Origin of the sequence: Streptococcus sp. 9.1(2021) (assembly GCF_030466425.1) — a bacterium.
Lineage (GTDB): Bacteria > Bacillota > Bacilli > Lactobacillales > Streptococcaceae > Streptococcus > Streptococcus wuxiensis.
Genome location: NZ_JAGQFU010000001.1, coordinates 1 through 24123, shown reverse-complemented (window position 1 = coordinate 24123; position 24123 = coordinate 1). Strand labels below are relative to the sequence as shown.

At 40.8% G+C, this 24123-nt stretch carries 19 protein-coding genes, 10 tRNA genes and 2 other annotated features; of the genes, 5 read left to right on the top strand and 24 right to left on the bottom strand.

Annotated features, from left to right (window positions below; all coding sequences use genetic code 11):
• Window positions 1-379: 379 nt before the first annotated feature.
• Window positions 380-611 (bottom strand) — a binding site (T-box leader).
• The 5 genes from trpB to KBU52_RS00125 all read right to left on the bottom strand — a co-directional run bounded on the left by trpB (window position 602) and on the right by KBU52_RS00125 (window position 7772).
• Entirely contained in the window at window positions 602-1780 is a 1179-nt protein-coding gene (gene trpB, locus KBU52_RS00145) for a tryptophan synthase subunit beta (RefSeq protein ID WP_254723919.1), read from the bottom strand. It overlaps the preceding feature by 10 nt.
• A 159-nt stretch (window positions 1781-1939) precedes the next feature.
• Window positions 1940-2171, bottom strand: a binding site (T-box leader).
• Between the two features lie 59 nt (window positions 2172-2230).
• Window positions 2231-3457, bottom strand: a complete 1227-nt coding sequence (locus KBU52_RS00140; RefSeq protein WP_254723918.1) for a DegT/DnrJ/EryC1/StrS aminotransferase family protein — start codon at window positions 3455-3457, stop codon at window positions 2231-2233.
• A gap of 39 nt (window positions 3458-3496) precedes the next feature.
• Window positions 3497-4189 carry a sugar transferase gene (locus KBU52_RS00135; RefSeq protein ID WP_254723917.1) on the bottom strand — a complete coding sequence of 231 codons (693 nt, stop codon included), beginning with the start codon at window positions 4187-4189 and terminating at the stop codon, window positions 3497-3499.
• Between the two features lie 105 nt (window positions 4190-4294).
• Window positions 4295-6037: an ABC transporter ATP-binding protein gene (locus tag KBU52_RS00130; RefSeq protein ID WP_254723916.1), complete on the bottom strand. Its 1743-nt coding sequence runs from the start codon at window positions 6035-6037 to the stop codon at window positions 4295-4297.
• Window positions 6027-7772, bottom strand: coding sequence for an ABC transporter ATP-binding protein (locus tag KBU52_RS00125; RefSeq protein WP_254723915.1), 1746 nt, complete (start codon window positions 7770-7772; stop codon window positions 6027-6029). Before KBU52_RS00125 ends, KBU52_RS00130 begins: the two co-directional genes overlap by 11 nt.
• Window positions 7773-8034: 262 nt before the next feature.
• On the opposite strand from KBU52_RS00125, the gene KBU52_RS00120 reads away from it, so the two are divergent.
• Window positions 8035-8862, top strand: coding sequence for an exodeoxyribonuclease III (locus KBU52_RS00120; RefSeq protein WP_254723914.1), 828 nt, complete (start codon window positions 8035-8037; stop codon window positions 8860-8862).
• Window positions 8863-8873: 11 nt separating this feature from the next.
• Window positions 8874-9260 (top strand): VOC family protein, encoded by a 387-nt coding sequence (locus tag KBU52_RS00115; RefSeq protein WP_254723913.1) that lies wholly within the window; start codon window positions 8874-8876, stop codon window positions 9258-9260.
• Window positions 9261-9333: 73 nt separating this feature from the next.
• Here KBU52_RS00115 and KBU52_RS00110 read toward each other — a convergent pair whose 3' ends face one another.
• Window positions 9334-10824, bottom strand: coding sequence for a Sau3AI family type II restriction endonuclease (locus KBU52_RS00110; protein ID WP_254723912.1), 1491 nt, complete (start codon window positions 10822-10824; stop codon window positions 9334-9336).
• A 116-nt stretch (window positions 10825-10940) separates the two neighbouring features.
• Between KBU52_RS00110 and KBU52_RS00105 the strand changes: the two genes are divergently transcribed.
• On the top strand, window positions 10941-12206 hold the full coding sequence (locus KBU52_RS00105) for a DNA cytosine methyltransferase (protein ID WP_254723911.1): 1266 nt from the start codon (window positions 10941-10943) through the stop codon (window positions 12204-12206).
• A 57-nt stretch (window positions 12207-12263) separates the two neighbouring features.
• Here KBU52_RS00105 and KBU52_RS00100 read toward each other — a convergent pair whose 3' ends face one another.
• The 3 genes from KBU52_RS00100 to KBU52_RS00090 all read right to left on the bottom strand — a co-directional run bounded on the left by KBU52_RS00100 (window position 12264) and on the right by KBU52_RS00090 (window position 15416).
• Entirely contained in the window at window positions 12264-12668 is a 405-nt protein-coding gene (locus KBU52_RS00100) for a PaaI family thioesterase (protein WP_006152721.1), read from the bottom strand.
• A gap of 69 nt (window positions 12669-12737) precedes the next feature.
• Window positions 12738-14219 (bottom strand): UDP-glucose--hexose-1-phosphate uridylyltransferase, encoded by a 1482-nt coding sequence (locus KBU52_RS00095; protein ID WP_254723910.1) that lies wholly within the window; start codon window positions 14217-14219, stop codon window positions 12738-12740.
• Between the two features lie 18 nt (window positions 14220-14237).
• A complete protein-coding gene (locus KBU52_RS00090; protein WP_254723909.1) occupies window positions 14238-15416 on the bottom strand; it encodes a galactokinase in 1179 nt (392 codons plus the stop codon).
• A 168-nt stretch (window positions 15417-15584) separates the two neighbouring features.
• On the opposite strand from KBU52_RS00090, the gene KBU52_RS00085 reads away from it, so the two are divergent.
• The gene (locus KBU52_RS00085) at window positions 15585-16586 is read left to right on the top strand and encodes a LacI family DNA-binding transcriptional regulator (protein ID WP_254723908.1); all 1002 of its coding nucleotides are present in this window, start codon (window positions 15585-15587) and stop codon (window positions 16584-16586) included.
• A 66-nt stretch (window positions 16587-16652) separates the two neighbouring features.
• On the opposite strand, the gene KBU52_RS00080 is transcribed toward KBU52_RS00085, so the two are convergent.
• On the bottom strand, window positions 16653-17690 hold the full coding sequence (locus KBU52_RS00080) for a zinc-binding dehydrogenase (RefSeq protein ID WP_254724598.1): 1038 nt from the start codon (window positions 17688-17690) through the stop codon (window positions 16653-16655).
• A gap of 79 nt (window positions 17691-17769) precedes the next feature.
• Window positions 17770-18666, bottom strand: coding sequence for a cation diffusion facilitator family transporter (locus KBU52_RS00075; protein WP_254723907.1), 897 nt, complete (start codon window positions 18664-18666; stop codon window positions 17770-17772).
• 133 nt (window positions 18667-18799) lie between these two features.
• On the opposite strand from KBU52_RS00075, the gene KBU52_RS00070 reads away from it, so the two are divergent.
• Window positions 18800-19351 (top strand): TetR/AcrR family transcriptional regulator, encoded by a 552-nt coding sequence (locus tag KBU52_RS00070; RefSeq protein ID WP_254723906.1) that lies wholly within the window; start codon window positions 18800-18802, stop codon window positions 19349-19351.
• A 145-nt stretch (window positions 19352-19496) separates the two neighbouring features.
• Here the strand turns inward: KBU52_RS00070 and KBU52_RS00065 are convergent, their stop codons facing one another.
• The 13 genes from KBU52_RS00065 to KBU52_RS00005 form a co-directional block, all read right to left on the bottom strand.
• On the bottom strand, window positions 19497-21017 hold the full coding sequence (locus KBU52_RS00065) for an ABC transporter permease/substrate-binding protein (protein WP_254723905.1): 1521 nt from the start codon (window positions 21015-21017) through the stop codon (window positions 19497-19499).
• Window positions 21010-21738, bottom strand: coding sequence for an ABC transporter ATP-binding protein (locus tag KBU52_RS00060; RefSeq protein WP_254723904.1), 729 nt, complete (start codon window positions 21736-21738; stop codon window positions 21010-21012). The genes KBU52_RS00065 and KBU52_RS00060 overlap by 8 nt, the downstream gene beginning before the upstream one ends.
• Before the next feature lie 171 nt (window positions 21739-21909).
• Complete coding sequence (locus tag KBU52_RS00055; protein WP_254723903.1) at window positions 21910-23061, bottom strand: DUF4767 domain-containing protein; 1152 nt, start codon at window positions 23059-23061, stop codon at window positions 21910-21912.
• A 129-nt stretch (window positions 23062-23190) separates the two neighbouring features.
• Window positions 23191-23278 (bottom strand) — tRNA-Ser (locus KBU52_RS00050).
• A 6-nt stretch (window positions 23279-23284) separates the two neighbouring features.
• Window positions 23285-23358: transfer RNA gene (locus KBU52_RS00045), tRNA-Ile, on the bottom strand.
• A gap of 32 nt (window positions 23359-23390) precedes the next feature.
• A tRNA-Gly gene (locus tag KBU52_RS00040) sits at window positions 23391-23461 on the bottom strand.
• A 19-nt stretch (window positions 23462-23480) separates the two neighbouring features.
• Window positions 23481-23553, bottom strand: a tRNA-Phe gene (locus KBU52_RS00035).
• Window positions 23554-23558: 5 nt separating this feature from the next.
• Window positions 23559-23632: transfer RNA gene (locus KBU52_RS00030), tRNA-Met, on the bottom strand.
• 14 nt (window positions 23633-23646) lie between these two features.
• A tRNA-Ser gene (locus KBU52_RS00025) sits at window positions 23647-23736 on the bottom strand.
• Window positions 23737-23746: 10 nt separating this feature from the next.
• Window positions 23747-23820 (bottom strand) — tRNA-Ile (locus tag KBU52_RS00020).
• Between the two features lie 13 nt (window positions 23821-23833).
• Window positions 23834-23907 (bottom strand) — tRNA-Met (locus KBU52_RS00015).
• A gap of 5 nt (window positions 23908-23912) precedes the next feature.
• Window positions 23913-23986, bottom strand: a tRNA-Pro gene (locus KBU52_RS00010).
• A 14-nt stretch (window positions 23987-24000) separates the two neighbouring features.
• Window positions 24001-24074: transfer RNA gene (locus tag KBU52_RS00005), tRNA-Arg, on the bottom strand.
• Window positions 24075-24123 lie beyond the last annotated feature (49 nt).

Below are 24123 nucleotides of genomic sequence, written 5' to 3'. Positions count from 1 at the left end.
CCTTTCGATTCGTATCTTTATAGAATTTTAGTTTTAATTTATCTTTTTCTATTTCCCTTAAATAGTGCGGACGGGAGGTAAAATTATCCAGTGGATGATTTTAGAAAACCATGAAATGAAAGACCTAATTTTTGAGCTCCTCGCTCATTCATTTCTAGGCTCAGGCTAAAATAGTTCCCCGAACTATTTTACTCTCAAAAATTCCGTCCTAGAGAAGCATCTTTGCTTCTCTAGGATACCACCATGGCGGGAAATAGCGGTTCAATGCTCACTTCGTTCGCAAATATTTTATGGAAATCTACCTATTGATGAAACATAATTTAAAACTGATAGCCATATCTACGATAAATATAGAAAAATCCCCACGCAAAATAACTTGCGTGAGGACGAAATTCGCGGTGCCACCTCAATTATAGGATTTCTCCTATCTCTCATTCCTGTCTCAGATAGCTCCTGTAACAGGTTGTGCGATAAAGGGCACTCCCTTGAGAATTATGTTTTCTTCTCTCATTTCAGATGGACCCAACCTTACAGCTTTCTCTGCTTGTTTTCAGCAACCACAAGCTCTCTGTGAGAGAAATCTCTGTATCTTTTCCATCTTTTATTTTTTAGCTTCAAGGTAGTCTGCAATGGCAGCTACGTCCTTGTCTCCACGACCAGAGACATTGATGATAATAATCTCATCTTTACTTAGTTTTGGTGCGCGTTTGACTGCTTCAGCGATAGCATGTGAGCTTTCAATCGCCGGGATAATTCCTTCTGTTTTACTTAATAAAAGTAAGGCTTGAACAGCTTCTTCGTCTGTCGCTGCTACATATTCTACTCGACCAGAGTCTTTAAAGAAGGCATGTTCTGGACCAACCCCTGGATAGTCCAAACCTGCTGAGATAGAGTAAACTGGCGCAACATTTCCATCTTCGCCAAAGACTGCATAGGTTTTCATTCCATCGACAATTCCTACACTACCCTTGGTCATTGTTGCTGCGTGTTTGTCGGTATCTAAACCGTGACCAGCAGCTTCTACCCCAACCAATTTTACTTCTTCATCAGCTACATACTGTGAAAAGGCACCGATGGCATTAGAACCACCACCTACACAGGCAATAACGTAGTCTGGCAGTCGTCCTTCTTTTTCCAAGATTTGACGACGAGATTCTTCACTGATGACTTTTTGGAATTCATGAACAATCGTTGGATAAGGGTGAGGTCCCACAGCAGAGCCTAAAACGTAGAAGGCTTCAAGGTCATTCATCCATGCTCCAAAGGCTGCGTCAACCGCATCTTTGAGGGTACGAGTACCAGTTTCAACTGCGTGAACAGTTGCTCCCATCATCTCCATGCGGAAGACATTGAGACGTTGACGCTCCACATCTTCTGCCCCCATGTAGACATCACATGCCATACCAAACTTAGCTGCAGCTGCAGCTGTCGCAACACCGTGCTGGCCAGCTCCTGTCTCAGCAATGACACGCTTTTTACCCATGCGTTTTGCTAGAAGGATTTGTCCTAAAACGTTGTTGAGCTTGTGAGAACCAAGGTGATTCAGATCTTCGCGCTTGAGATAAATCCTAGCGCCACCTAAGTGCTCTGTCAAGCTCTCTGCATAGTAAAGCGGTGTTTCACGACCCGAATAGTCCTTCAAGTAATGGCGAAACTCAGCTAAAAACTCTGGATCATCCTTGTATTTTTCAAAAGTCACTTCTAATTCATCTAGTAAAACCTGAATTGGTTCTGGTACAAAACTACCACCAAATTGTCCGAAATATCCTTTAGTTGTCATAAATTCTTCCTCCTTCTGTATGAATCCGGCTTTTGTTTGCTTTTAGTAGTAGGCAAGAAGCTGTAGATAGAACTCAAGTTCATCAAAGCGACTTAACGCCCTAATAAAAGATATACAAAATGACGGATAGAAAAAGCCCACACACGGAATATATTTCCATGTGAGGGCGTTCGTAACGCGGTACCACCTCAATTGTAAAGAGAATATCCCCTTTACATCTCTGCCTTGTCTAACAACAAGTTGCACTGTAAGGTGTGCCTACCGAATTTTCATTGTTTCAAATTCATTTTTTCAAATCAGCCCAATTTCACTATTTTCAAACACCTGTTCACAGTAACCACAGGCTCCCTGAAGATCAAAAATAACTACTTTTCTGATTTGTTGAGTTAATTATATGTTATTGTTTTTTCTTTGTCAATCGTTTTCATTCATTTTTTACTAATTTTTTTATTAGTTTTTTGAAGAAGCAAGAACTTCTTCAGAAACTCTGACAAAAGTCTCAATGATATAGTCTACTTCTTCATCCGTTAATTTTGTGTGAAGCGGTAATGTAATTTCATTTTCAAAGAAGGCATAAGCTCGTGGATAATCTGCCATATTAAAACCAAGATTCTTATAAGCTGTCAAAAGCGGAAGCGGTTTGTAGTGGACGTTACTTGCGATTCCTGCCTTGGCCAATTCTTGAATGATTTGATTGCGTTGTTCGAGACTTGCTCCTTCTACATGGGTGATGTAGAGGTGACGACAAGATTCAACAGTTTCTGTCTCATGAGCCAATGGGTGAATACGAGTTCCTGTAAATCCACGGTCATAGCGATCCACGATATCCTTACGACGTTGTAGTAAGCTAGGATAACGATCTAGCTGAACTAGACCTAGTGAAGCCATGATATCTGTCATGTTGCACTTGTAGGCTGGTGTTACGATATCGTATTCCCATGAACCTAGTTGCATCTTAGCAAGAGCATCTTTTGTTTGACCATGAAGAGATAGGATTTGGAATTCCTTGTACATTTCTTCATCATCAATCGCTGGATTTGCTTTCCAAGTGGCACTTCCTCCTTCTGCAGTTGTAAAATTCTTGACTGCGTGGAAAGAAAATGATGTGAAGTCTGCAATTGAACCGGCTGGTTGTCCCTTGTAGGTTGAACCTAAAGCATGGGCACTATCAGAGACAATCACAATACGGTTAAAGGCCTTTTGCCACTTGCTAGCAGCTGTAAAGAGGTCGCGTTTCTTTTCTACAACTTGGAACAAACGGTCATAGTCACAGATAATTCCTGCAAGTTCAACTGGGATGATAACCTTAGTCTTCTCAGTAATTGCTTGCTCAAGCTTATCATAGTCCATTTCAAAGGTATCATCTTGGATATCAACCATCACTGGTGTCGCACCTACGTGAGTAATGACACTACATGATGCTGTATAAGTCATAGCTGGAACGATGACTTCGTCACCAGGCCCTACTTCAAGCACTCGCAAGATCAATTCAAGAGCTGCTGTTGCAGAGTTGAGGCAGACTGTCTTAGGCGTTTTAGTATAGACGGACAGACGACGCTCTAGTTCTTTTGTCTTCGGACCTGTTGTGATCCAACCAGAACGAAGGGTATCGGCTACTTCAGCAATTTCAGCTTCGGTAATATCGGGTGGTGAAAATGGAATATTATACTTTGTCATTGATTTACTCCTTTTACTGTATTCACTCTTGTGACTACTTTATTTTAAAACTTCAACTACAGTCTGGAACATGATCTTGATATCTCCGAAGAAATTAAAATCACGTAGGTAGGCTAGGTTAAAGTGCATTTTCTCTGGAAGGACTCTTTCCACATAAGCCTGGTCAACCGTCATACCTTTTGCAGTCATTTGACTGATGATGGCATCCTCATCCTTATAGTTAATGCTGGCAAGGGAAGTAATCCCTGCTGGTAAGAGCAAGGTAGCCATCATTTCAGGGCTATACTGCTCTGTGTAGCGTGGTACTTCTGGGCGTGTTCCTACAAAAGACATCTCTCCTTTGAGGACATTGACCAATTGCGGCAATTCATCCAAACGAACACGTCGAATGAAATTTCCAACTTTAGTGATGCGACTGTCATTTGCAGAAGTTACTAGACTTCCTTTTTTATCAGCATCCGTCACCATGGTCCGGAATTTCCAAATCTTGAAATGACGGTTGTACTGGGTTACCCGCACTTGCTTGTAAATAACTGGACCTTTGCTATCTAGCTTGATCCAGATGCTTAGAATCAGAAATAAGGGGGAGGTCGAGATTAACAAGACTACGGCTAGAAACAAATCTAGACAACGCTTGAAAATCAGTGAGCCTTTTCTTCTAGACACAAGCTGGTAGTATGGTTTTACCTCGCTCAATTGCATTTCTTGAGGTAGTTCATCCCATTTCAGCATGCACATTCTCCTCTGTTTTTATATATAATCTTTATTAACATTCTACATTATACCACAAAATGAAAGAGGCAGTGCAAGAAATCTGTGTTTTAAAGGAATTCTTCCCTAGGAAAGAGCCCCTGCCTGCAAACTATACATCTTGTGATAGGTTCCACCTAATGCTAGGAGTTCCTCGTGGGTTCCACTTTCGATGATACGTCCCTTATCAAGAACATAGATACAATTAGCATCTTGAATGGTAGAAAGGCGATGGGCGATGGCGATGGTTGTCCGACCTTGTCTCATCTTGGCTAGGGAATTTTGAACCAAGGCCTCTGTTTCAGAGTCGATATTGGCTGTTGCTTCATCCAAAATCAGAATTTTAGGTTGACTGGCAACAGTTCTAGCAAAGGCAAGAAGCTGACGTTGACCAGTTGAAAAACTCGAACCACGCTCAGACACAGGAGCATCATAGCCCAGAGGAAGGTCCTGAATGAAAGAATTTGCATCGACAAATTCTGCTGCAGCCTTGACTTGGTCATCACTGATATCTTGGTACATGGCGATATTGGACTTTATGGTCCCATGATAGAGGAAGGGTTCCTGTAGAACCAAACCGATGTTTTTTCTCAGCTCCTCTTGACTATACTCTCGAATATCCACACCATCTAGTAGTACCCGACCTGACTGGAATTCATAAAAGCGCATGAGAACATTGATGATCGAAGATTTTCCAGATCCTGTATGTCCGACAAAGGCAATGGTTTCACCTTTATTGACAGTAAAGGAAATATCATCTAGAATTTGGTGTTTCCCATCATAAGAGAAGGACACATGCTCAAAGCGGATATTTCCTTCTTGAATCTTGGATTGACCATTTTCTTGGGCCGGTTCATAGTTGGTCTCATCAATAAGTGCAAAGACACGACCTGCTGACACCATGGATGTCTGAAGAGTAGAAAAGTTTTGCGTTACCTCGATCAGGGGATCAAAGAGACGATTGATATACTGGATAAAGGCATACATAGTTCCTGCCGTTATTCCTAGATAAAGACCGCGATAGCCAAAGTAAGCCATCAAAACCGCATAGCCCAACAGTTTCAACAAACTCATAGCTGGACGTAAAAAGAGAGAATCCAAGGCTACTGAACGGTTAGCGTAGACTAGGTGTTCCTGGTTTATCTCATCAAACTCTTCTTGCAGGCGTTTTTCTTGGTTAAAGGCTTGAATAATACGAATGCCTTCGATATTTTCTGCCAGCTTACTGTTAATGTCTGACAGTAGACTTCTGGTTTTTTCAATGACCTTGACCGATTTTTTACGGTAGAGATTAACCAAAAGGAAAATCAAAGGAAGAAAGAGCAATACTAAAGCAGTCAGACGATAGTCCAGAACTAACATGGTATAAAGGGTCGTCACGAATATAAAGACTGCCGAGATAAAGCTAGATAAGATTCCCGAAAACATATCACTGATAGTCTCGGTGTCATTTGTCAAACGAGAGACAATTGAGCCTGCAGGCGTTTTATCAAAGTAAGACATGCCTAGCTTCTCCATATTGGCAAAGGCATCACGTCGGATATCTCTAACGATGCTGTAGGACACGCGCGCAAAGAGGAGATTACCTACATATTGGACAATGGTTTGAAGAATGTAGAGACCATAGTAAACTAGCAAAACTGTAACAGCAAGTTGGTTGAGATTATGTAGATACTGGTCGATAAAGTGAGAAGCTACCAGGGGGATAATACTCTTAATAACAGTTGTCGCAAGGAGAAAAGCAAGTGCTAAAAAGGTGAGGAGCCCATAAGGCTTAAGATAAGACAACAAACGCTTCAATACAGACCATTGTTCTTGTTTATTCCGCATCTTCTTCTCCTTTCATTTCTAACTGTTGAGACTGGTAGGTCTGGGCATACCAACCATTCAAGGCTAGTAAGTCTTCATGCCTACCTCGTTCAATGATGCGACCATCCTGCATGACCAAAATCAAATCTGCATGAACAACTGCACTGAGACGATGGGCAGTGATGATAGTCGTTTTATCTTTGCGAGTTTCCTTGAGATTATCGATGATTGCGAACTCTGTCTTAGCATCCACAGCTGACAAGGAATCATCTAAAATCAAGATATCAGGATTTAAAATCATAGCACGGGCCATGGCAAGACGTTGCTTTTGACCACCAGACAAACTAACTCCCTTTTCACCGATAATCGTATCAAATCCCTCAGGCATGGCTTGAATGTCTTGATAGACTTGAGCCAACTTTGTCGCTTCTTCCACTGCTGAGAAAGGTAGGTCAGAATTTCCAAAACAAATATTGTCTAAGATAGAGCTAGCAAAGAGAAATTGGTCCTGTGGAACGTATCCCATCAAACTTCGTAAGTCAGCTAGTCGATAGTCACGAATGTCATGACCATTTAGATAAATAGCTCCTTGGTCAACGTCATACTCACGCAAGAGCAACTTAATCAAAGCAGTTTTCCCTGAACCAGTCTGTCCAACCAAGCCCAAGGTTTGCCCTTTTTCGAGGCTAAAATGTATATCTCTCAGCGTCTCTTCGTCTTCAAAGGCAAAACGATCAATGGCATAGTCTAAGCGCCCATTTTCAATCCCGTTAATTGGAGATTCTGGATCTTTTACAGGTGACTCTTGGGACAAAAGACTCTCAATTCGTTGATAAGAAACCTTCCCTCTTTGAGTAATATTAAAGAGGAAACCAATCGCCATCAAGGGCCATACCAACATATCCAAGTAAGAGATAAAGGTGACAAGATTCCCAACGGTTACTTGTCCTGCTTGCACCATAAAGGCACCGACTAAGAGAGTTAAGGCATAGGAAGAACCAACAAAGAGTAGAACCATGGGGTCAAAGAGACTATCATATTTCATAGTTTGCAGATTCTTTTGGAAGGTCAAATCATTGACTTCCTGGAAAGATGCCAATTCATCAGACTGATAGCCAAAGGACTTGGTTACCTTGATACCTGATACAGATTCTTGAACCTTATTGTTGAGTTCAGAAAAGGCTGCTTGCGATTCGCCAAAAGCCTTATGGGTCTTTCTCCCCAGACGACTAGTCGCATAGGCCATAAATGGCAAGGGCAGAATGGCAACCAAGGTCATCTGCCAAGAAATGCTAAAGAGCATGGTCAAGAGAGTCACCAAGGCCGTGATAGAGGCATCCACCGCCGACATGACACCACCACCTGCTAAACGAGTCAGAGCGTTGATATCATTGGTTGCATGAGCCATCAAATCCCCAGTTCGATAATTCTGATAAAAAGCAGGCGACATTTTTGTAAAGTGCTCGAATAGTCTTGAACGCATGATTTGTCCAAGTCGGTAGGAGGTCCCTAGGATATACATGCGCCAAACATAACGCAGGTAGTACATCCCGAAAGCTGCCAGCAGGAGATAAAAGAGATGAAGCAGGAGCTCATCTTGTGTTAATCGTCCCGAAGTGATGGCATCGATCACGCGCCCCATGACCATAGGTGGGATGAGGTTTAGTACAGAAACCAAAACCAAAGCTACAATTCCAACTAGGTAACGACGTTTTTCTAATTTAAAAAACCACCAGAGTTTTTGGATGATGGACATAAAATTCCTTTCTAATGACAAATGGAAACCTGAGGCGACTACCTCAGGTTTTTCCTATTCATAGGTGATGACACTAACTTAAACTTTGTCATATTCAGCGATAAAGATATTCAAAGGAGTAACATTTCATTTATTTTCAATCTTTTACATAAATCATTCTTTATTATAAAGGAATGACCTGGATTTTTCAAACTATACGCTGGGGAAATACTTCTTTTTCTGGTATAATATTGTCTATAATCTGAATGAAAAGGTAAACATTATGAAACTGATCTCATGGAATATTGATTCCCTAAACGCTGCACTCACGAGCGATTCTGCGCGTGCGAAATTATCACAAGACGTCCTTCAAACATTGGTTGCTGAAAACGCTGACATCATCGCCATCCAAGAAACCAAGCTTTCAGCTACAGGGCCTACTAAAAAACATCTTGAGGTGTTAGAAGAACTCTTCCCTGGATATGAAAATACTTGGCGTTCCTCTCAAGAACCTGCTCGTAAAGGCTATGCTGGAACCATGTTCCTCTATAAAAAAGAACTCACACCAACGATCAGCTTCCCAGAAATCGGTGCTCCTTCTACCATGGACTTGGAAGGCCGCATCATCACCTTGGAATTTGATGCATTTTTCGTAACGCAAGTTTACACTCCAAACGCTGGTGATGGGCTCAAACGCTTGGAAGAACGCCAAGTCTGGGATGTCAAATATGCTGAGTATTTGGCGCAACTAGACAAAGAAAAACCAGTCCTTGCGACTGGAGACTACAACGTAGCTCACAAGGAAATCGACCTTGCAAATCCTGCCAGCAACCGCCGTTCACCAGGATTTACAGACGAAGAACGTGAAGGATTTACAAACCTTTTAGCCAAAGGATTTACAGATACCTTCCGCCATATCCATGGCGATGTGCCAGAACGCTATACTTGGTGGGCACAACGCAGCAAGACTTCAAAAATCAACAACACAGGCTGGAGAATCGACTACTGGCTCACAAGTAACCGTGTAGCAGACAAGGTTACCAAATCAGACATGATTGATTCAGGAGCACGCCAAGACCATACACCGATTGTCTTGGAGATTGAATTGTAAGGAGTTTCTTTATGGACTACAATGCAGTTATTCCCGAGTTTATAGTCTCGAATCTAGAACAGTCTCGTTCCTTCTACTGCGACTTATTGGGATTCTCTGTCGAATACGAGCGTCCAGAGGAAAAATTTCTCTTCCTTTCGCTTGAAGACTGCCAACTTATGCTAGAAGAAGGCAACGCAGAAGAATTATCCCAACTGACTTATCCTTTCGGGCGTGGTGTCAATATTTCCTTTGGTATCAAGGATGTCCCTCAGCTCCACCAAAAACTGCTGGAAGCCAACTATCCCATCTATCGTCCTTTGACTAAAAGAGAATTTCGAGTTGGTGAACAATATATCTACCCTCATGAATTTGCAGTTCTAGACCCAGATGGCTATTTTTTAAGATTTAGCGAATAGAATGATAAATCATTAGAGTGGGAAAGTAATAAAAAAAGAGGCGTTTGCCTCTTTTTTTATTGTTGAAAATCACTTAATCCCACTTACCATCCAAAATATCTTTAAGGAACTTTTTAGGAATCCAGAAAGAATGCTTGGTAATTCTTCGCCCATCAGGAAGGGGGTTCGTATCTGATAGTTTTCCTTTTCCTACAAAAACATTTTTTTCAATCTCATAATAAGAGTTTGATGCATGAATTTTGGTAAACAAGAACTTATTCACTTTGCTTTGAGGAAAGTTTGTCGAAACACCTTTTTTTGTCTGAGTTAACTGTACCCCTTCATTAATAATGGTACGTGTTTCATTCCAGACACGTTTTGCTTCATCGACTAAACGTTCAGGAAATCCCCAAAACTTCACTTGACTTAAAACATATTCTCCAGGTTCCTCTTCCTTAAATACAACAAACATATAGCGTTTGTCACAAATTTCTTGAAAAACATGAGATTCTTCCCAGTTATCATTTTTTGCCAATTCTATAAAATCATAAACTTTAAACGGTGAGTCTTCAGTAGGTAGCTCCTTTTTATTCACACTAATAACTCTAAGATTCATATTGGCTTTTTGAAATTCCTGAGTATTTTCTATATCACCAGTAATACCAATCATTTTACGAATCAGTAAATTATTTCTAGATTTTGAGCGACGAGGAATACCGAACGCATCATATAAGTCTTCCGCTCTCCATCCTTCATACTTCAAAATTTTTTCTTCAATAAGCTGGGTAAATGTTTTTTTCGTTCCTTTTGCAGTAGCTAATACACTCTCCTGTTCATGACTAGCAAAGATTTTATGATTAATCAAATACGTCATGTAACTAGACTTTAATTCCCAGGCACGTTGTTTTGCCAAAACATCACTAAAAGGTTGTTTTTTCCAATCTTTGTCTTTACCGGCTCCTTTAGTACAAGTTGATAAATAGTTTCCATCGGACTCGGACAATTCGTGCGCACGTCCCTCCTTAATTTTCTGAGTAATTCGAGCGTAATCATCTAAAATGACATTCATATCTTCCTCAAACCATTCATACAGAAACACTTTTTCAATCATGTAATCCAAAACTGTATTTTCAGGAATCAAACCGTTGTAAAATAATAAAAGTATTTTAGAACATTTTTGCCATAGATGAGTTTGATAAAAATCGTCCAAGTTCTCTTCACAATAATTAATAATCGTCAAGACTAGTCGTTCTTTTGCAGAAATGGTTCCATTCTTATTAACTTTAAATGGAGTCACCTTAAGCTCTACTCCAATTTTTTCAAAATCGGCTGCAGCATTACTGTTAGGCTGATACCCATAATAATAACGTTCTATATAATTCCCATACTGTCCCTTTGACGATGGTTTAATTTCTTTTTTCTCATATTCATTAGCTTCTTGATTTTGATAATCCTCGTATGTTTTATAGAGAGAACGATTATATTCTTCCATAACCTCAGCAAATTTTCTATTCAAAAGTTTATGAGAGTAATTTACAACACTATCAATATCTTCATCGTTATAATTAAATAAATTTTGTTTCATTCTTTTCTCCTACTCCCTATATTATATCAGATTAAATACAAAGCAAGCATTAATACTTGATCAATCGTTGAAAATAGTATATAATGGATTAAACTGAAAAATTGTAAGGAGAAAAGATGAAAGTTCTCGAACTATTTGCTGGGGTCGGAGGATTCCGAATAGGATTAGAAAAATCTGATAACCAGTTCTTTGAAACAAAGTGGGCTAACCAGTGGGAACCGTCTCGTAAATCTCAAGATGCATTTGAGGTATATGATTATCATTTCCCCGACAGCGAGAATATCAATATTAGTATCTCTGATATTACAGACGAAGAATTTTCGAAAATGGATGCAGATATGATTGTAGGAGGTTTTCCTTGTCAAGACTATTCTGTCGCTAGAAGTAAAAAAAATGAAAAAGGCATCGAAGGAAAAAAAGGAGTCCTCTTTTGGGAAATCATTCGTGCTACCGAAAATATTAAACCTAAATATCTTATCCTCGAAAACGTTGACAGATTGCTAAAAGCCCCTTCTAAACAACGAGGAAGAGACTTCGCAATCATGCTAACAGCTTTCAATAATTTGGGATATTCAGTTGAATGGAGAGTCATCAATGCGGCTGATTACGGACGAAGCCAAAGACGTCGTCGTGTTTTCTTCTTCGTTTATCGTAATGATACTAATTTTGCAAAATCAATTGATGAACAATATGAAAACAATGAAGCAGTAGCTGAAGAACATAAATATGATGAGTATTTATTTCAAACAGGTTTATTTGCAACTCAATTTCCAATAAAAAATATACCAGTTAAAAATAGACATGTTTTTCATGAACTTGGAGATGATATCGTAGAGGTATCTGATAATTTTACAGGTACCGTTTGGAACACAGGTATTATGAGATATGGAAAATACTACTCTATCGATACAGAGCCTAACTTTAATGGAAGACCAATTACATTAGGTGAAATTCTTCAGGATGAAAAGGATGTTCCTGATAAATATTTCATTACAGATCCAGCAAAATTGGAAAAATTCCAATTTCTAAGGGGACCAAAACGAATTGAACGTACTTCTGCAGACGGTCATACTTACATCTATTCTGAAGGTGGTATGGCTCCCTATGACGATTTAAACTTACCCGGTCGTACAATGTTGACTTCTGAAGGTACCGTTAATCGTTCAACCCATTTTCTTAAAGTTAATGGTAAATACCGTCTTATAACTCCAGTTGAAGCAGAACGTCTTCAAGATTTCCCAGATAATTGGACAGCTAAAAAGAAATTAGCTGATGGGTCTATTGTAGATGTTTCTGATAAAATGAGAATGTTCTTTATGGGAAATGCTCTTGTTACTGAGATTGTAAGAAAAATCGGTGATTTTATAAAGAAAATTGATTAAAACAAGTTGCTTACATTAAACAACATAAAAAAGAGGCATGTGCCTCTTTTTTGTTTCCTATATCCTCACCTGTCTATCTTCAGACCGTTGTCCTGTGACAAACATGGTGAAGGTTGCCTTGCAGACATTTCGGCCATCTTGGTTGATGATGTCAACATCGACGACACAAGTGGTACGTCCTTGGTGGACACATTCTCCTTTGATAGTGAGAACATCCCCCAGATTTCCAGCTTTCAGATAGTTGATGGAAGACTGGAGTGTCACCCCGTCTAATCCTAGCGAAATCACCACAAGACCACTGATTTGGTCACATAGGGTAAATAGATAGCCTCCATGAGCATTCCCATAGTAGTTGAGTGAGGAGTCCACTACTTTTGTTGTCACCACCACGTGACCGTCTCTCATTTTTTCAATTTCGTAATTTTCAAAGGCAGATATAGCGTCAAAGTGAAAATCTTTCATACTTTCCTCCTGATATTTCAAACGACACTATGATACTACTTTTCAAGACTCTACGCAAGAGACAAGTACTTATTCGGGTAAAATACCAACCTTCTCCACAAAGCGCATAAAGGCAGCTTGTCCTTCTTCTGTTTGCTTGTAAACTCCTGCATCTTCCAAAACTCGAGCGAAGATTTTACCTACAGATTCTTGGACGATTTCAAGAGCTTGGTCTTTGTCAGTCAAGTCAGGATGGGAGTCTTTCAATTCATCCGCCCATGCTTGGTGATAATCTGCTACTGAAACATCCTTTCCTACTAGGTAAGCTGCTACCTGCTCCACTTCTTCCTTCAAGCGTGGTGGCAAGATTGCCAAACCCATGACCTCTATCAAGCCGATATTTTCCTTCTTGATATGTTGAACATCCTTGTGGGGATGATAGATACCATCTGGATGCTCTGGAGATGTTTGATTGTCCCGCAAAACCAAATCCAACTCAAACTGCCCATCTCTTTTACGCGCAATCGGTGTGATAGTGTGATGCGGTGTTCCATTACTTTCTGCCAAGACCTGTACACTTGGATCTGAGTATTGACGCCAAGCTAGTAAGATTTTATCCGCTAGTTCTGTCAAATCCTCTTTAGAATCTGAAGTTAGTCGAATGACGGACATAGCCCACTGAACAATCCCTGCTTTGACAGATTCAAAACCTTCAAAGGTAACGCTTTTCTGAATAGGAGCCACTTCCATTGGGAAAACATGACGCCCACCTTGATAATGATCATGGGTCAGGATGGAACCACCCACGATTGGTAAATCAGCATTTGAACCAGCAAAGTAGCCTGGAAACTGCTTCACAATTGCTAACAAACGTTCAAAACTTTGGCGACTAATGGCCATAGGACGATGCTTGCTATCTAGGAAAATACAGTGCTCATTAAAGTAAGCGTAAGGCGAATACTGGAAGCCCCACTCCTGACCAGAAATATCAAAACGTATAATCCGGTGATTGCTTCTAGCTGGATGATTGACACGACCATGGTAGCCTTCATTTTCCATACAGAGCTGACATTGAGGATAGTTACTCGACTTGACCAACTTAGCTGCCGCAATCTCTTTTGGATCCTTTTCAGGCTTAGAGAGATTGATGGTAATCTCTAGTTCACCGTAGTCAGATGGTACACGATAAGCAATGTTCTTTGCGATAGCCTTCAGTTTGATGTAGTCATTCTTCTGACTGAGTTGGTAGAAATCCGCAATTGCCTGCTCTGGCGACTGGGCATAGGTATCCCAAAAGTCACGATTAACCTGACTTGGACAAGGCGTTACCAAGTCCATGAGGTCAGCACCGAGAATCTCACGCGCAGTCTGACTATCTTCAATTGTTTCCAATCGAACGGCTTCCTCGACAAGCTGATCTTTTAGTTCAATCAAATCATCTTGGTCAGTCTCAACTTCAAGAACTCCATCTCCCACCAGCGCTAAAACACGATTGGTAAGATAGATTCGATCCAACTCTTCAAAGCTACTTTCAGCAATGACTTTGGTCACAAAATTTTCTACTAAGGTCACTAGATAACCTCCTTCTGACTATTCAAGGATGCGAGTTCCACCTGCCACTTCAGCGATATAGAAGCTTGGAGCGTAACCAACGATTTCTTCATAGTACTTGCCTACAGCTTCTTTAAAGGACTCAACAGCATCCTTTTGAACCAAGGCGATCGCACAACCACCAAAGCCAGCTCCTGTCATACGAGCACCGAGAACACCTTCTTGAGCCCAAGCCGTATGAACAAGGGTATCTAATTCCAAGCCAGTTACTTCGTAATCGTGCTCAAGTGAAACATGAGAAGCATTCATCAAACGACCAAACTTGTCTAAATCTCCTGCTTGAAGAGCCGCTTGCGCTTTAAGGGTCCGTTGGTTTTCAAGAACTGCATGACGCGCACGTTTCAAGCGATTTTCGTCTTTGATCAGGTAGCTATATTCATCAAAAGCCCACTCATCCAATTCACCCAAGGTTTGAATATTTAAGGCCACTTGGAGTTCTTCTACTGCTTTTTCACACTCAGCGCGGCGTTCATTGTACTTAGAATCTGCTAGTTCACGGCGTTTGTTGGTATTCATGATAACAACAACATTGTCCTTCAGATCAAGGGGAACCAAGTCGTATTCTAAACTATTTGTATCCAGATAAATGGCACGTTGGTCTGCCCCCATACCGATAGCAAATTGATCCATGATACCAGAATTAACCCCAATAAAGTTATTCTCTGTCAATTTCCCGATTTTTACTAAATCTAGACGGTCCAATTTTAGGTCAAAGAGGTATTCTGCCACGACACCAGTCAAAAGCTCTAAGGATGCAGATGAAGACAAACCAGCACCATTTGGGATATTCCCATAGACATAGAAATCAAAACCTTTATCAATCACATGCCCAGCTTCTTTCAAGAAATGAAGAACACCTTTTGGATAGTTGGTCCAGTTGTGCTCTTTCTCAAACTTAAGGTCAGCCAGAGGAACTTCGATAATGCCTTTGTCCTCAAAGTTTGCTGAGTAGAAACGCAAAACTTGGTCTTCACGCTTGCGTGCAGCTCCATAAGTTCCTAGTGAAATAGCAGCTGGGAAAACATGGCCACCATTATAGTCAGTATGTTCCCCAATCAAGTTGATACGGCCTGGTGAGAAGAAAGTTTGATCTGCTTCTTGACCAAAAACAGCAAGAAAGTCCTTGCGAAGTGCATCAGCAGTAAGATGTTGTGTCATATGAATTCTCCTTTTACGAAATATTAGGTAAAAAAGTTTATCCTGTAATCGTTTTCTTCTATTGTACCCAAGGGTTTTGCTTAGGTCAACATTTTTACCGATATTTTACTAAACTATGAGTAAAAAGTAAGAAAAATATGCTATAATAACCTAAAAAGGAGGGGAATTATGGCTACACTCAAAGATATTGCTCAGCTAGCCTCTGTCTCGATCGCAACTGTATCCCGTGTCCTCAATCGAGATCAGAGTCTATCTGTGACAGAAGAAACCAGACATCGTATTTTAACCGTTGCCGAAGAACTAGGCTACACCAAACATCTCAAAACAGGTGAATCACATAAACTCAAACAGAAAATCGCTATCATCCAGTGGGTCAGTGAACAGGGAGAGTTAGAAGATCTCTACTACTACCAGATTCGCCTAGGAATTGAAAATAGAGCTCAAGAATTAGATTACGACATCTTGCGCTATTTTAATGACCAGCCTTTTACGCTTAGCGAAGAAGTCATTGGGATTCTTTGTATCGGGAAATTTAGCCAAGCACAGATTGCCTCGTTTGAAGAATATCACAAACCTCTAGTTTTCCTTGACAGTGATACGATTGCCCTTGGTCATACCTGTGTCATTACGGATTTCTATAATGCGGTTAGACAGGTGGTTGATTACTTTACAGATCATGGGCTTAAAAAGGTTGGTATCCTATCCGGTCTTGAAACTACTACTGACCAAGAAGAAGTCATCGCAGATAAACGCTTAGGTTACTTTAAATCCTATACGCAAGAAAAGGGAATCTATAACGAGAAATTCATTTTCCAAGGACTATTTACTGCCCAATCTGGATACGACTTGATGAAAGAGGCTATCGAAAAATTAGGAGATAAACTTCCACAAGCCTTTTTTGCAGCTAGTGATAGTTTGGCAATCGGTGCTCTTCGCGCCCTTCAAGAAGCCAGCATCAGCATCCCAGAGCGCGTCAGCATTATTTCCTTTAATGATACTATTCTAACCAAGCAAGTGTTCCCACCCCTTTCCAGTATCTCAGTCTACACCGAGGAAATGGGACGTACAGGAATGGATATTCTTAACAGAGAGGTCCTTCATGGGCGTAAAATTCCAAGTCTCACTATGCTTGGAACCAAACTGACGTTAAGAGAAAGCACCTTGCATTAAGCACACCAGTTGAACATAAAAAAACCTAATAGAGATTCTCAAATCCTATTAGGTTTTTCTTTTTTTTTAATCCATCACAATCATAGACTTAATAGTCTTGCGTTCATCCATAGCCTTATAAGCTTGGTCGATATCTTTCAGTTTATAGCTTGAAGTAAAGACACGACCTGGATTGATATCACCATCAAGAACAGCTTTGAGCAAGAATTGCTTATCGTATGTTGTTGCAGAAGCTGCTCCACCTGCAACAGATATATTTTGCATAAAGGTTGAACCAAGAGCACGATTCTTATAATGTGGAACTCCTACAAATCCCATGCGACCGCCATTATGAAGAACACCCAGTGCTTGCTCAACAGCCGCCTCAGTACCAACACACTCAAGTGCTGCATCTGCTCCACCGCCAAGAATTTCACGCACCTTGGCAATTCCTTCTTCACCACGTTCGGCCACAACAGCTGTTGCTCCTGACTCCAAGGCCATTTGTTGTCGATCTTCGTGACGACTCATAAGAATAATTTGTGAAGCTCCACGCATCTTAGCTGCTATGACAGCACATTGGCCAACAGCTCCATCACCAATAACGACAACTTTATCACCTGGTTTCACATCTGCCACACGCGCTGCATGATAGCCAGTCGGCATGACATCAGCCAGAGTCAAGAGGGATTTAAGCATCCCTTCTGTATAATCGGACGGTTGTCCAGGGATTTTAACAAGTGCCCAATTGGCATAGTGGAAGCGGAGATATTCAGCTTGGAAATTCCCTCCTAGGTTATTTCCGATATGATTGTCACAGGAACCATCAAATCCAGCACGACAGGCATCACACTCCCCACAACCATGAGTAAATGGCACAATCACAAAATCACCAGGCTTGACCGTTGTAATAGCTTCTCCAGTTTCTTCAACGATTCCGATCGCTTCGTGTCCACTATTTTTATGTCCCGCTTTAATATCTGGATTTCGGTAACTCCATAGGTCTGAACCACATACGCAAGCACGAACCACACGGATAATCACATCATCCGCTTCTTGAATGCTTGGACGTGTAACCTCTTCAATACCAACCTGACCTGCTTTTTTATAGACTGCTGATTTCATAAACATTTACCTCTCTGTATCTAACTTATTTCAAGTATACACTTTTTATGAAGCTTTCGCTCACTTATACTACGCCTCATCAATGATGATGATCGTGATCATGGCTTTCTTTTAGGTCTGCCATATTGCGCTTATGGGTTTGGTGACTTGCTAAGTCTGCATCTACCTCAATGCTAATATTTTGAAAACCACAGTCTTTGAGTAAGTCTCGAATGGATTCTTTACAAACGTCCATATGTTTGACATCCTCGAGACAAACATGGATAATGGCATTTTTCTCCAAACCATCCATAGTCCAGAGATTGAGCTGATTGACACTAGCAACATAGTCCAATTGCTCTAAGCGACTCTTGACCTGCTTGATATCTACTCCTTCTGGCACAGCATCCAAGAAAATCTTGAGAGTAGACCAAAAACGTGGAATGGCTTTTGATAGAATAAAGAAAGAAATGACAAGAGATAAGAGCGGATCTAAAATATACCAGTCTGTAAATCGGAGAATAATTGCCATCAGGATAACAGCCAGCCAGCCCAGAGTATCTTCTAGAAAATGCAGGCTAAGAATAGATTCATTCTTTGTTTTTCCTTTACGAACCACTAAACTTGCTAACACATTTATAGTAACCGCAATGATTCCAAGCCAGAGGATGCCCTTATCATTAACAGGTTGTGGATGAAACATTTTTGTGATATTTTCCAAAATGACAAGTACAGATCCTGTCATAAGAATCACAGCCGTTATCAAAGCTCCTAGGAGGCTAAATCGTTTGTAGCCCAAGGTGTAATGACTATCCTCTTCACGATTGGAGATTGTTTCTAGAAAGGCTGATAGCCCAATTGCGATTGCATCTCCCAAGTCATGAACAGAGTCAGCAAGAACAGCACTCGAACCAAATACTCCACCTGCGATAAATTCAACAATGGCAAAGCTTAGATTTAAGAAAAAAGCCAGCCAAACAGCACGATTTGTTGTCATTTTTTTATTCTCCTTTGGTATAATAGTAGTATAATTATTATCTTTACTAGTATTATCTCTCACTCCAAAAAGAAAGGATAGGGGCAAACTGTTTACTCTGTACGTTAGTGAACAGTTTGTTCGAATTGTTCATATGAGTACTCAAGATCGTCGCATTACCAAGACTCGAAAAGCCATCTATGCTGCTTTTTTGCAATTACTAAATCAAAAAAACTTTGAAACAATCACCGTTCAGGAGATAATAGACCTAGCAGATGTTGGTCGTTCCACCTTTTATAGCCATTATGAAAGTAAAGAATTACTCCTAGATGAGCTTTGCCGCTATCTCTTTCATCATCTTTTTGAGCGCGAGGAAAATATAACTACAGAAGCTTATTTGTCCCATATCTTTTCACATTTCAAGAAAAACCAGGACCACGTCACCAGCCTCCTTTTCTCTAAAAATGACTACTTCCTCCGTCAATTGCAGAAAGAATTAGAACACCATGTTTATCCCATGGTCGCAAAAGACTTGCAAGTTTCCTATCCTAGTATTCCTGCTTCCTACCTCAAGCACTTTGTTGTAACTAACTTTATCGAAACATTGACTTGGTGGCTGAAAAAGGGGAAATCTTATAAGGAAGATCAAGTAGTGAGATTTTACTTAGATGTCATCGAAATGAAGTCTGAAAAAAAACTACTCTAGTTCTTACACTTTTAATTCTATTAGATTAGCTAATTGTATTTATTTCTTGACTTAAACTTACACAAAAACCCATCCTGCACAAAAGCAAGATGGGTTTATCATTCAAATTTATTTGAACAAGTTCGTAGCTAAAGCTAACTAGACTTTACTTCTTCAGCAATCCTTCCTGGACTAGAAAATCACGCGCCACTTCTTCAGCTGATTGGCCTTCCACACCAACCTGATAGTTCATCTGACTCATCTGGCTCTCAGTGATTTTACCAGCTAGTTTATTGAGGACTGCTTCCAACTCAGGATGTTTTTCGAGTAATTTAGCTTTCATGAGTGGAGCGCCCTGGTATGGAGGGAAGAGTTGTTTATCATCCTCCAAAACCACTAAATCATAGCGAGCAATTTCAGCATCTGTTGAGTAAGCATCTGTAATTTGAATATCTCCTGATTGGATAGCTTGGTAGCGAAGAGCTGGCTCCATGGTTGCCACATTGAGATTCAATCCATAAACAGACTGCAAGCCCTTGTTTCCATCCTCACGGTCATTAAACTCCAGAGTGAATCCTGCCTTGAGTTGTCCTTCCACTTTTTTCAAGTCTGAAATCGTCTTAAGCCCATATTCTTGCGCAATTTTTTTAGGAACTGCTATAGCATAAGTATTTTGATAAGCCATGGGTTTAAGGAAGGCTAGTTGATCCTGTTTGGCAATGCCGTCACGAGCCACCTCGTAAACCTTTTCCGGGTCATGCCCAATTTTTGGAGATGATTGGAGGAGACTCTCTGTCACTGTTCCAGAAAATTCTGGATAGATATCAATGTCCCCTTTTTTCAGCGCTTGGTAAAGAAAGTCTGTCTTCCCAAAATTGGGTTTAACCGTCACCGTCATATCCGTATTTTCTTCGATGAGAAGTTTATACATATTCATGAGAATCTCAGGTTCAGGTCCTAACTTCCCAGCAATGACGAGATTGTCTTTCTCATTATGTGGAATGATGCTTGGAACATAACTAACTCCCAAACCAAGGACCATGACAGCAAAGGCTGCAACAATTGTACGCAACTTTGCCTTTTCCAACCATTTGAGAACAACATTAAAGAGAATGGCCAAAATGGCTGATGAGATTGCACCGATTAAAATCAGACTAGCATTCCGACGATCAATTCCCAAAAGGATAAAGGAGCCCAATCCTCCAGCTCCAACAAGAGCGGCTAAAGTCGCTGTCCCAATGATCATAACAGTTGCTGTACGAACCCCCGATACAATGACTGGCATGGCCAGTGGAATTTCAAACTTCTTGAGTCGCTCCCACTTGGTCATTCCAAAAGCAATCCCTGCCTCCTCAAGACTAGGATCAATGCCGTTCAAGGCTGTAATCGTATTTTCCAAAATCGGGAAAATAGCGTAAATGACAAGGGCTGTGAGGGCTGGTAAGGTTCCAATTCCCATGAAAGGAATAAAGAGCCCCAACAAAGCCATTGAGGGAATGGTCTGGAAGATACCCGCAACTTGTAGCACCCAGTTCGCCGCTTTTTTATGGCTATTTAGATAAACCGCAAGTGGGATGGTCAGAAAAATAGCAACCAATAAGGTCAAAAGAGACAATTGTAAGTGTTGTCCTAGAGCTGTTACCCATTCCCCAAAACGCTCTTGAAATGTTGAAATCAAATTAGACATGAAGGCTACCTCCAAACAAGTTTGCTACAAAGTCTGTCGCAGGCGCTTGTAAAATGGTTTCAGGGTCTGCCACCTGGCGAATTTCTCCATCCTGCAAAACTGCAATTCGATCCCCTAATTTTAAGGCCTCGTCCGTATCATGTGTTACGAAGATGGTCGTCATACCGAACTCCTTGTGCAATTCTTTTGTAAGAGCCTGCAACTGCTTGCGAGAGATGGCATCCAAGGCTGAAAAAGGCTCATCCATCAGCAAGATTTTTGGTTCCCCAATGATGGCTCGTACAATCCCAATCCGTTGTTGCTCCCCACCAGATAACTCGCTTGGTAAACGATGAGCATAATCTGTAGCGGGCAGACCTACCTTGTCTAAGAGTTCTTCTGTTTTAGAGGCTATTTGTTCCTTACTCCAGCCCTTCATCTCAGGAATCAGTGCAATATTCTCAGCGACAGTTAGATTTGGAAAGAGAGCAATGGCCTGCAAAACATAACCAGTAGAAAGACGTAACTCCCGTTCATCATAGTCCTTGATCCGTTTTCCATCCATGTAGATATTGCCATCAGTAGGCTCCAAGAGACGGTTCACCATCTTGATCATGGTGGTCTTTCCAGATCCTGAAGGACCCACTAGCACCATGAATTCTCCATTTTCAATGCGGAGATTGACATCTTTTAAAATGTCCTTATCCGTGTAGCGCAAGGCTACATGTTTGTATTCAATCATATTCTTCCTCACCATCTCCTTAAAAGCTAAGATCCTTATCTCACTTTTTATAAGAGTGTAATCATTAATATAATATTGTAATGCTAGAAATTACATCTGTCAACAATTTTGACTTGAAATCATATATAAGAAAAAGAGTTTGGCTAAGGCCAAACTCTCCATTATGATTGATTATTCTTCTTCTACCAAACGTTTAAACTCTGCTTGGATCTCTGTATTTTCTGTCGGTTTTAAGTACATGATTCCACCATTTGTCGTTGGTGAATGAAAAACAATCGTTTCTCCTGTATTAGTTATCGCAAAGAAGTAACTATGCACATCTGGGTATTTATCCCAATTACTATAACGCTCTACAATTCGGTACTGGGCATTTCCTAGACCTGTATCCGTATACTCAGCATTCATTTTCTCACTTGGTCCATCATCCCTAAGTGTATAGAGGTGGTCAGCCCCCACATCACCTCCTGCGATTCCCTTTTGGTAATTGGGTTGTCCCAGTCGTTCTCCCCACCCTTTTATGAAGGCTTCTAATTTAGCAGACTTGCTAGCATTCCAAGGAGCTTTTTGTTCTTCACTCGAAATAGTCTTGCTACTAGTAGAGCTTTCAAATTTCTGCCAATCTAGTTGCTTGAAGTCCATTAATTCGGCTTCTGTCTTACCAAAGTCAGAGTGCAAAGTTTTATTCCCAGGAAGTCGAATATCCTGTTCTTGTAGTTTACTTGCAGCCTGCTGGTTTAAATTCAGATGATAGAGTACTCCTCTACCTTCTCCTGTTCCAGAAGACCAACTTAATTCCAGGATATCACCACCCTTATAAATATTCATAGAATTTCTAGCACCACCATGGCCGGCTACAAAGCCTTCTGCTAAAAGTATCGGTTTCTCATTTACAAGATAATAAAGACCCAAAATAAAATAATCACCATTAGATTGCTCAACGCCTATTAATAATTCCTCTACACCATCTTGATTAAGATCCGCATAGGCAAAACGTATCTTATCTGATTGAAAAACCGCATTTTCAAGAGACCAACTATTGATAGGGCGTTCAGTGCCTTGTAAACTCTTATAGAGATCACCGATTGCATTGACGTCCTTCGGTGTGGAAAGTATTTTTTGATAATTATCAAAAACTGGCTTGTAGAATTCTTTAACATTTTTCTTAGACTCTACGGAAGTTTGTTCATTAGTATTTGATTGACTAACAGTTGTTGATAAACTAAGCCCCTGATTAGAATTTTCAGAGCTATGATTACTACAGCCAAACATAAAAATACTCATGAATAGAACTAGAAAGACTCCTAAAATACCTTTTTCTTCCATAACAAACTCCTTTATCGTTATCTAATTATTGTAGTGTTTTCACTTACATTATATCAAATGTTTAAGAGTTATAAAAAGAATAATATAAGACTAAGGCAATAAAAAAAGAGCTATAAAGCTCTTTAATTACGGAGAATAAGGGATTCGAACCCTTGCGCCAGTTACCCGACCTAACGATTTAGCAAACCGTCCTCTTCAGCCTCTTGAGTAATTCTCCTATTAATGGGCACGAGTGGACTCGAACCACCGACCTCACGCTTATCAGGCGTGCGCTCTAACCACCTGAGCTACGCGCCCAAGTAAAAACTTGGTACTTGAACAAAGTTCAAAGCGGGTGACGAGAATCGAACTCGCGACAACAGCTTGGAAGGCTGTAGTTTTACCACTAAACTACACCCGCATAGTATCATATTAAAAAATGGCGCGAGACGGAATCGAACCGCCGACACATGGAGCTTCAATCCATTGCTCTACCAACTGAGCTACCGAGCCAAATATTGCGGGAGCAGGATTTGAACCTACGACCTTCGGGTTATGAGCCCGACGAGCTACCGAGCTGCTCCATCCCGCGTTAATAATAAATAAAGGAGGATGTGGGATTCGAACCCACGCACGCTTTTACACGCCTGACGGTTTTCAAGACCGTTCCCTTCAGCCGGACTTGGGTAATCCTCCATCATTCCAATGGACCTTGTAGGACTTGAACCTACGACCACTCGGTTATGAGCCGAGAGCTCTAACCAGCTGAGCTAAAGGTCCAACAAGATCATTATAGCGGCGAAGGGGATCGAACCCCCGACCTCCCGGGTATGAACCGGACGCTCTAGCCAGCTGAGCTACACCGCCATCAATCGGGAAGACAGGATTCGAACCTGCGACACCTTGGTCCCAAACCAAGTACTCTACCAAGCTGAGCTACTTCCCGAATTAAATTGTTAATGCACCCTAGAGGAGTCGAACCTCTAACCGCCTGATTCGTAGTCAGGTACTCTATCCAGTTGAGCTAAGGGTGCTCTTCAATATATGCCGAGGACCGGAATCGAACCGGTACGATCGTTACCA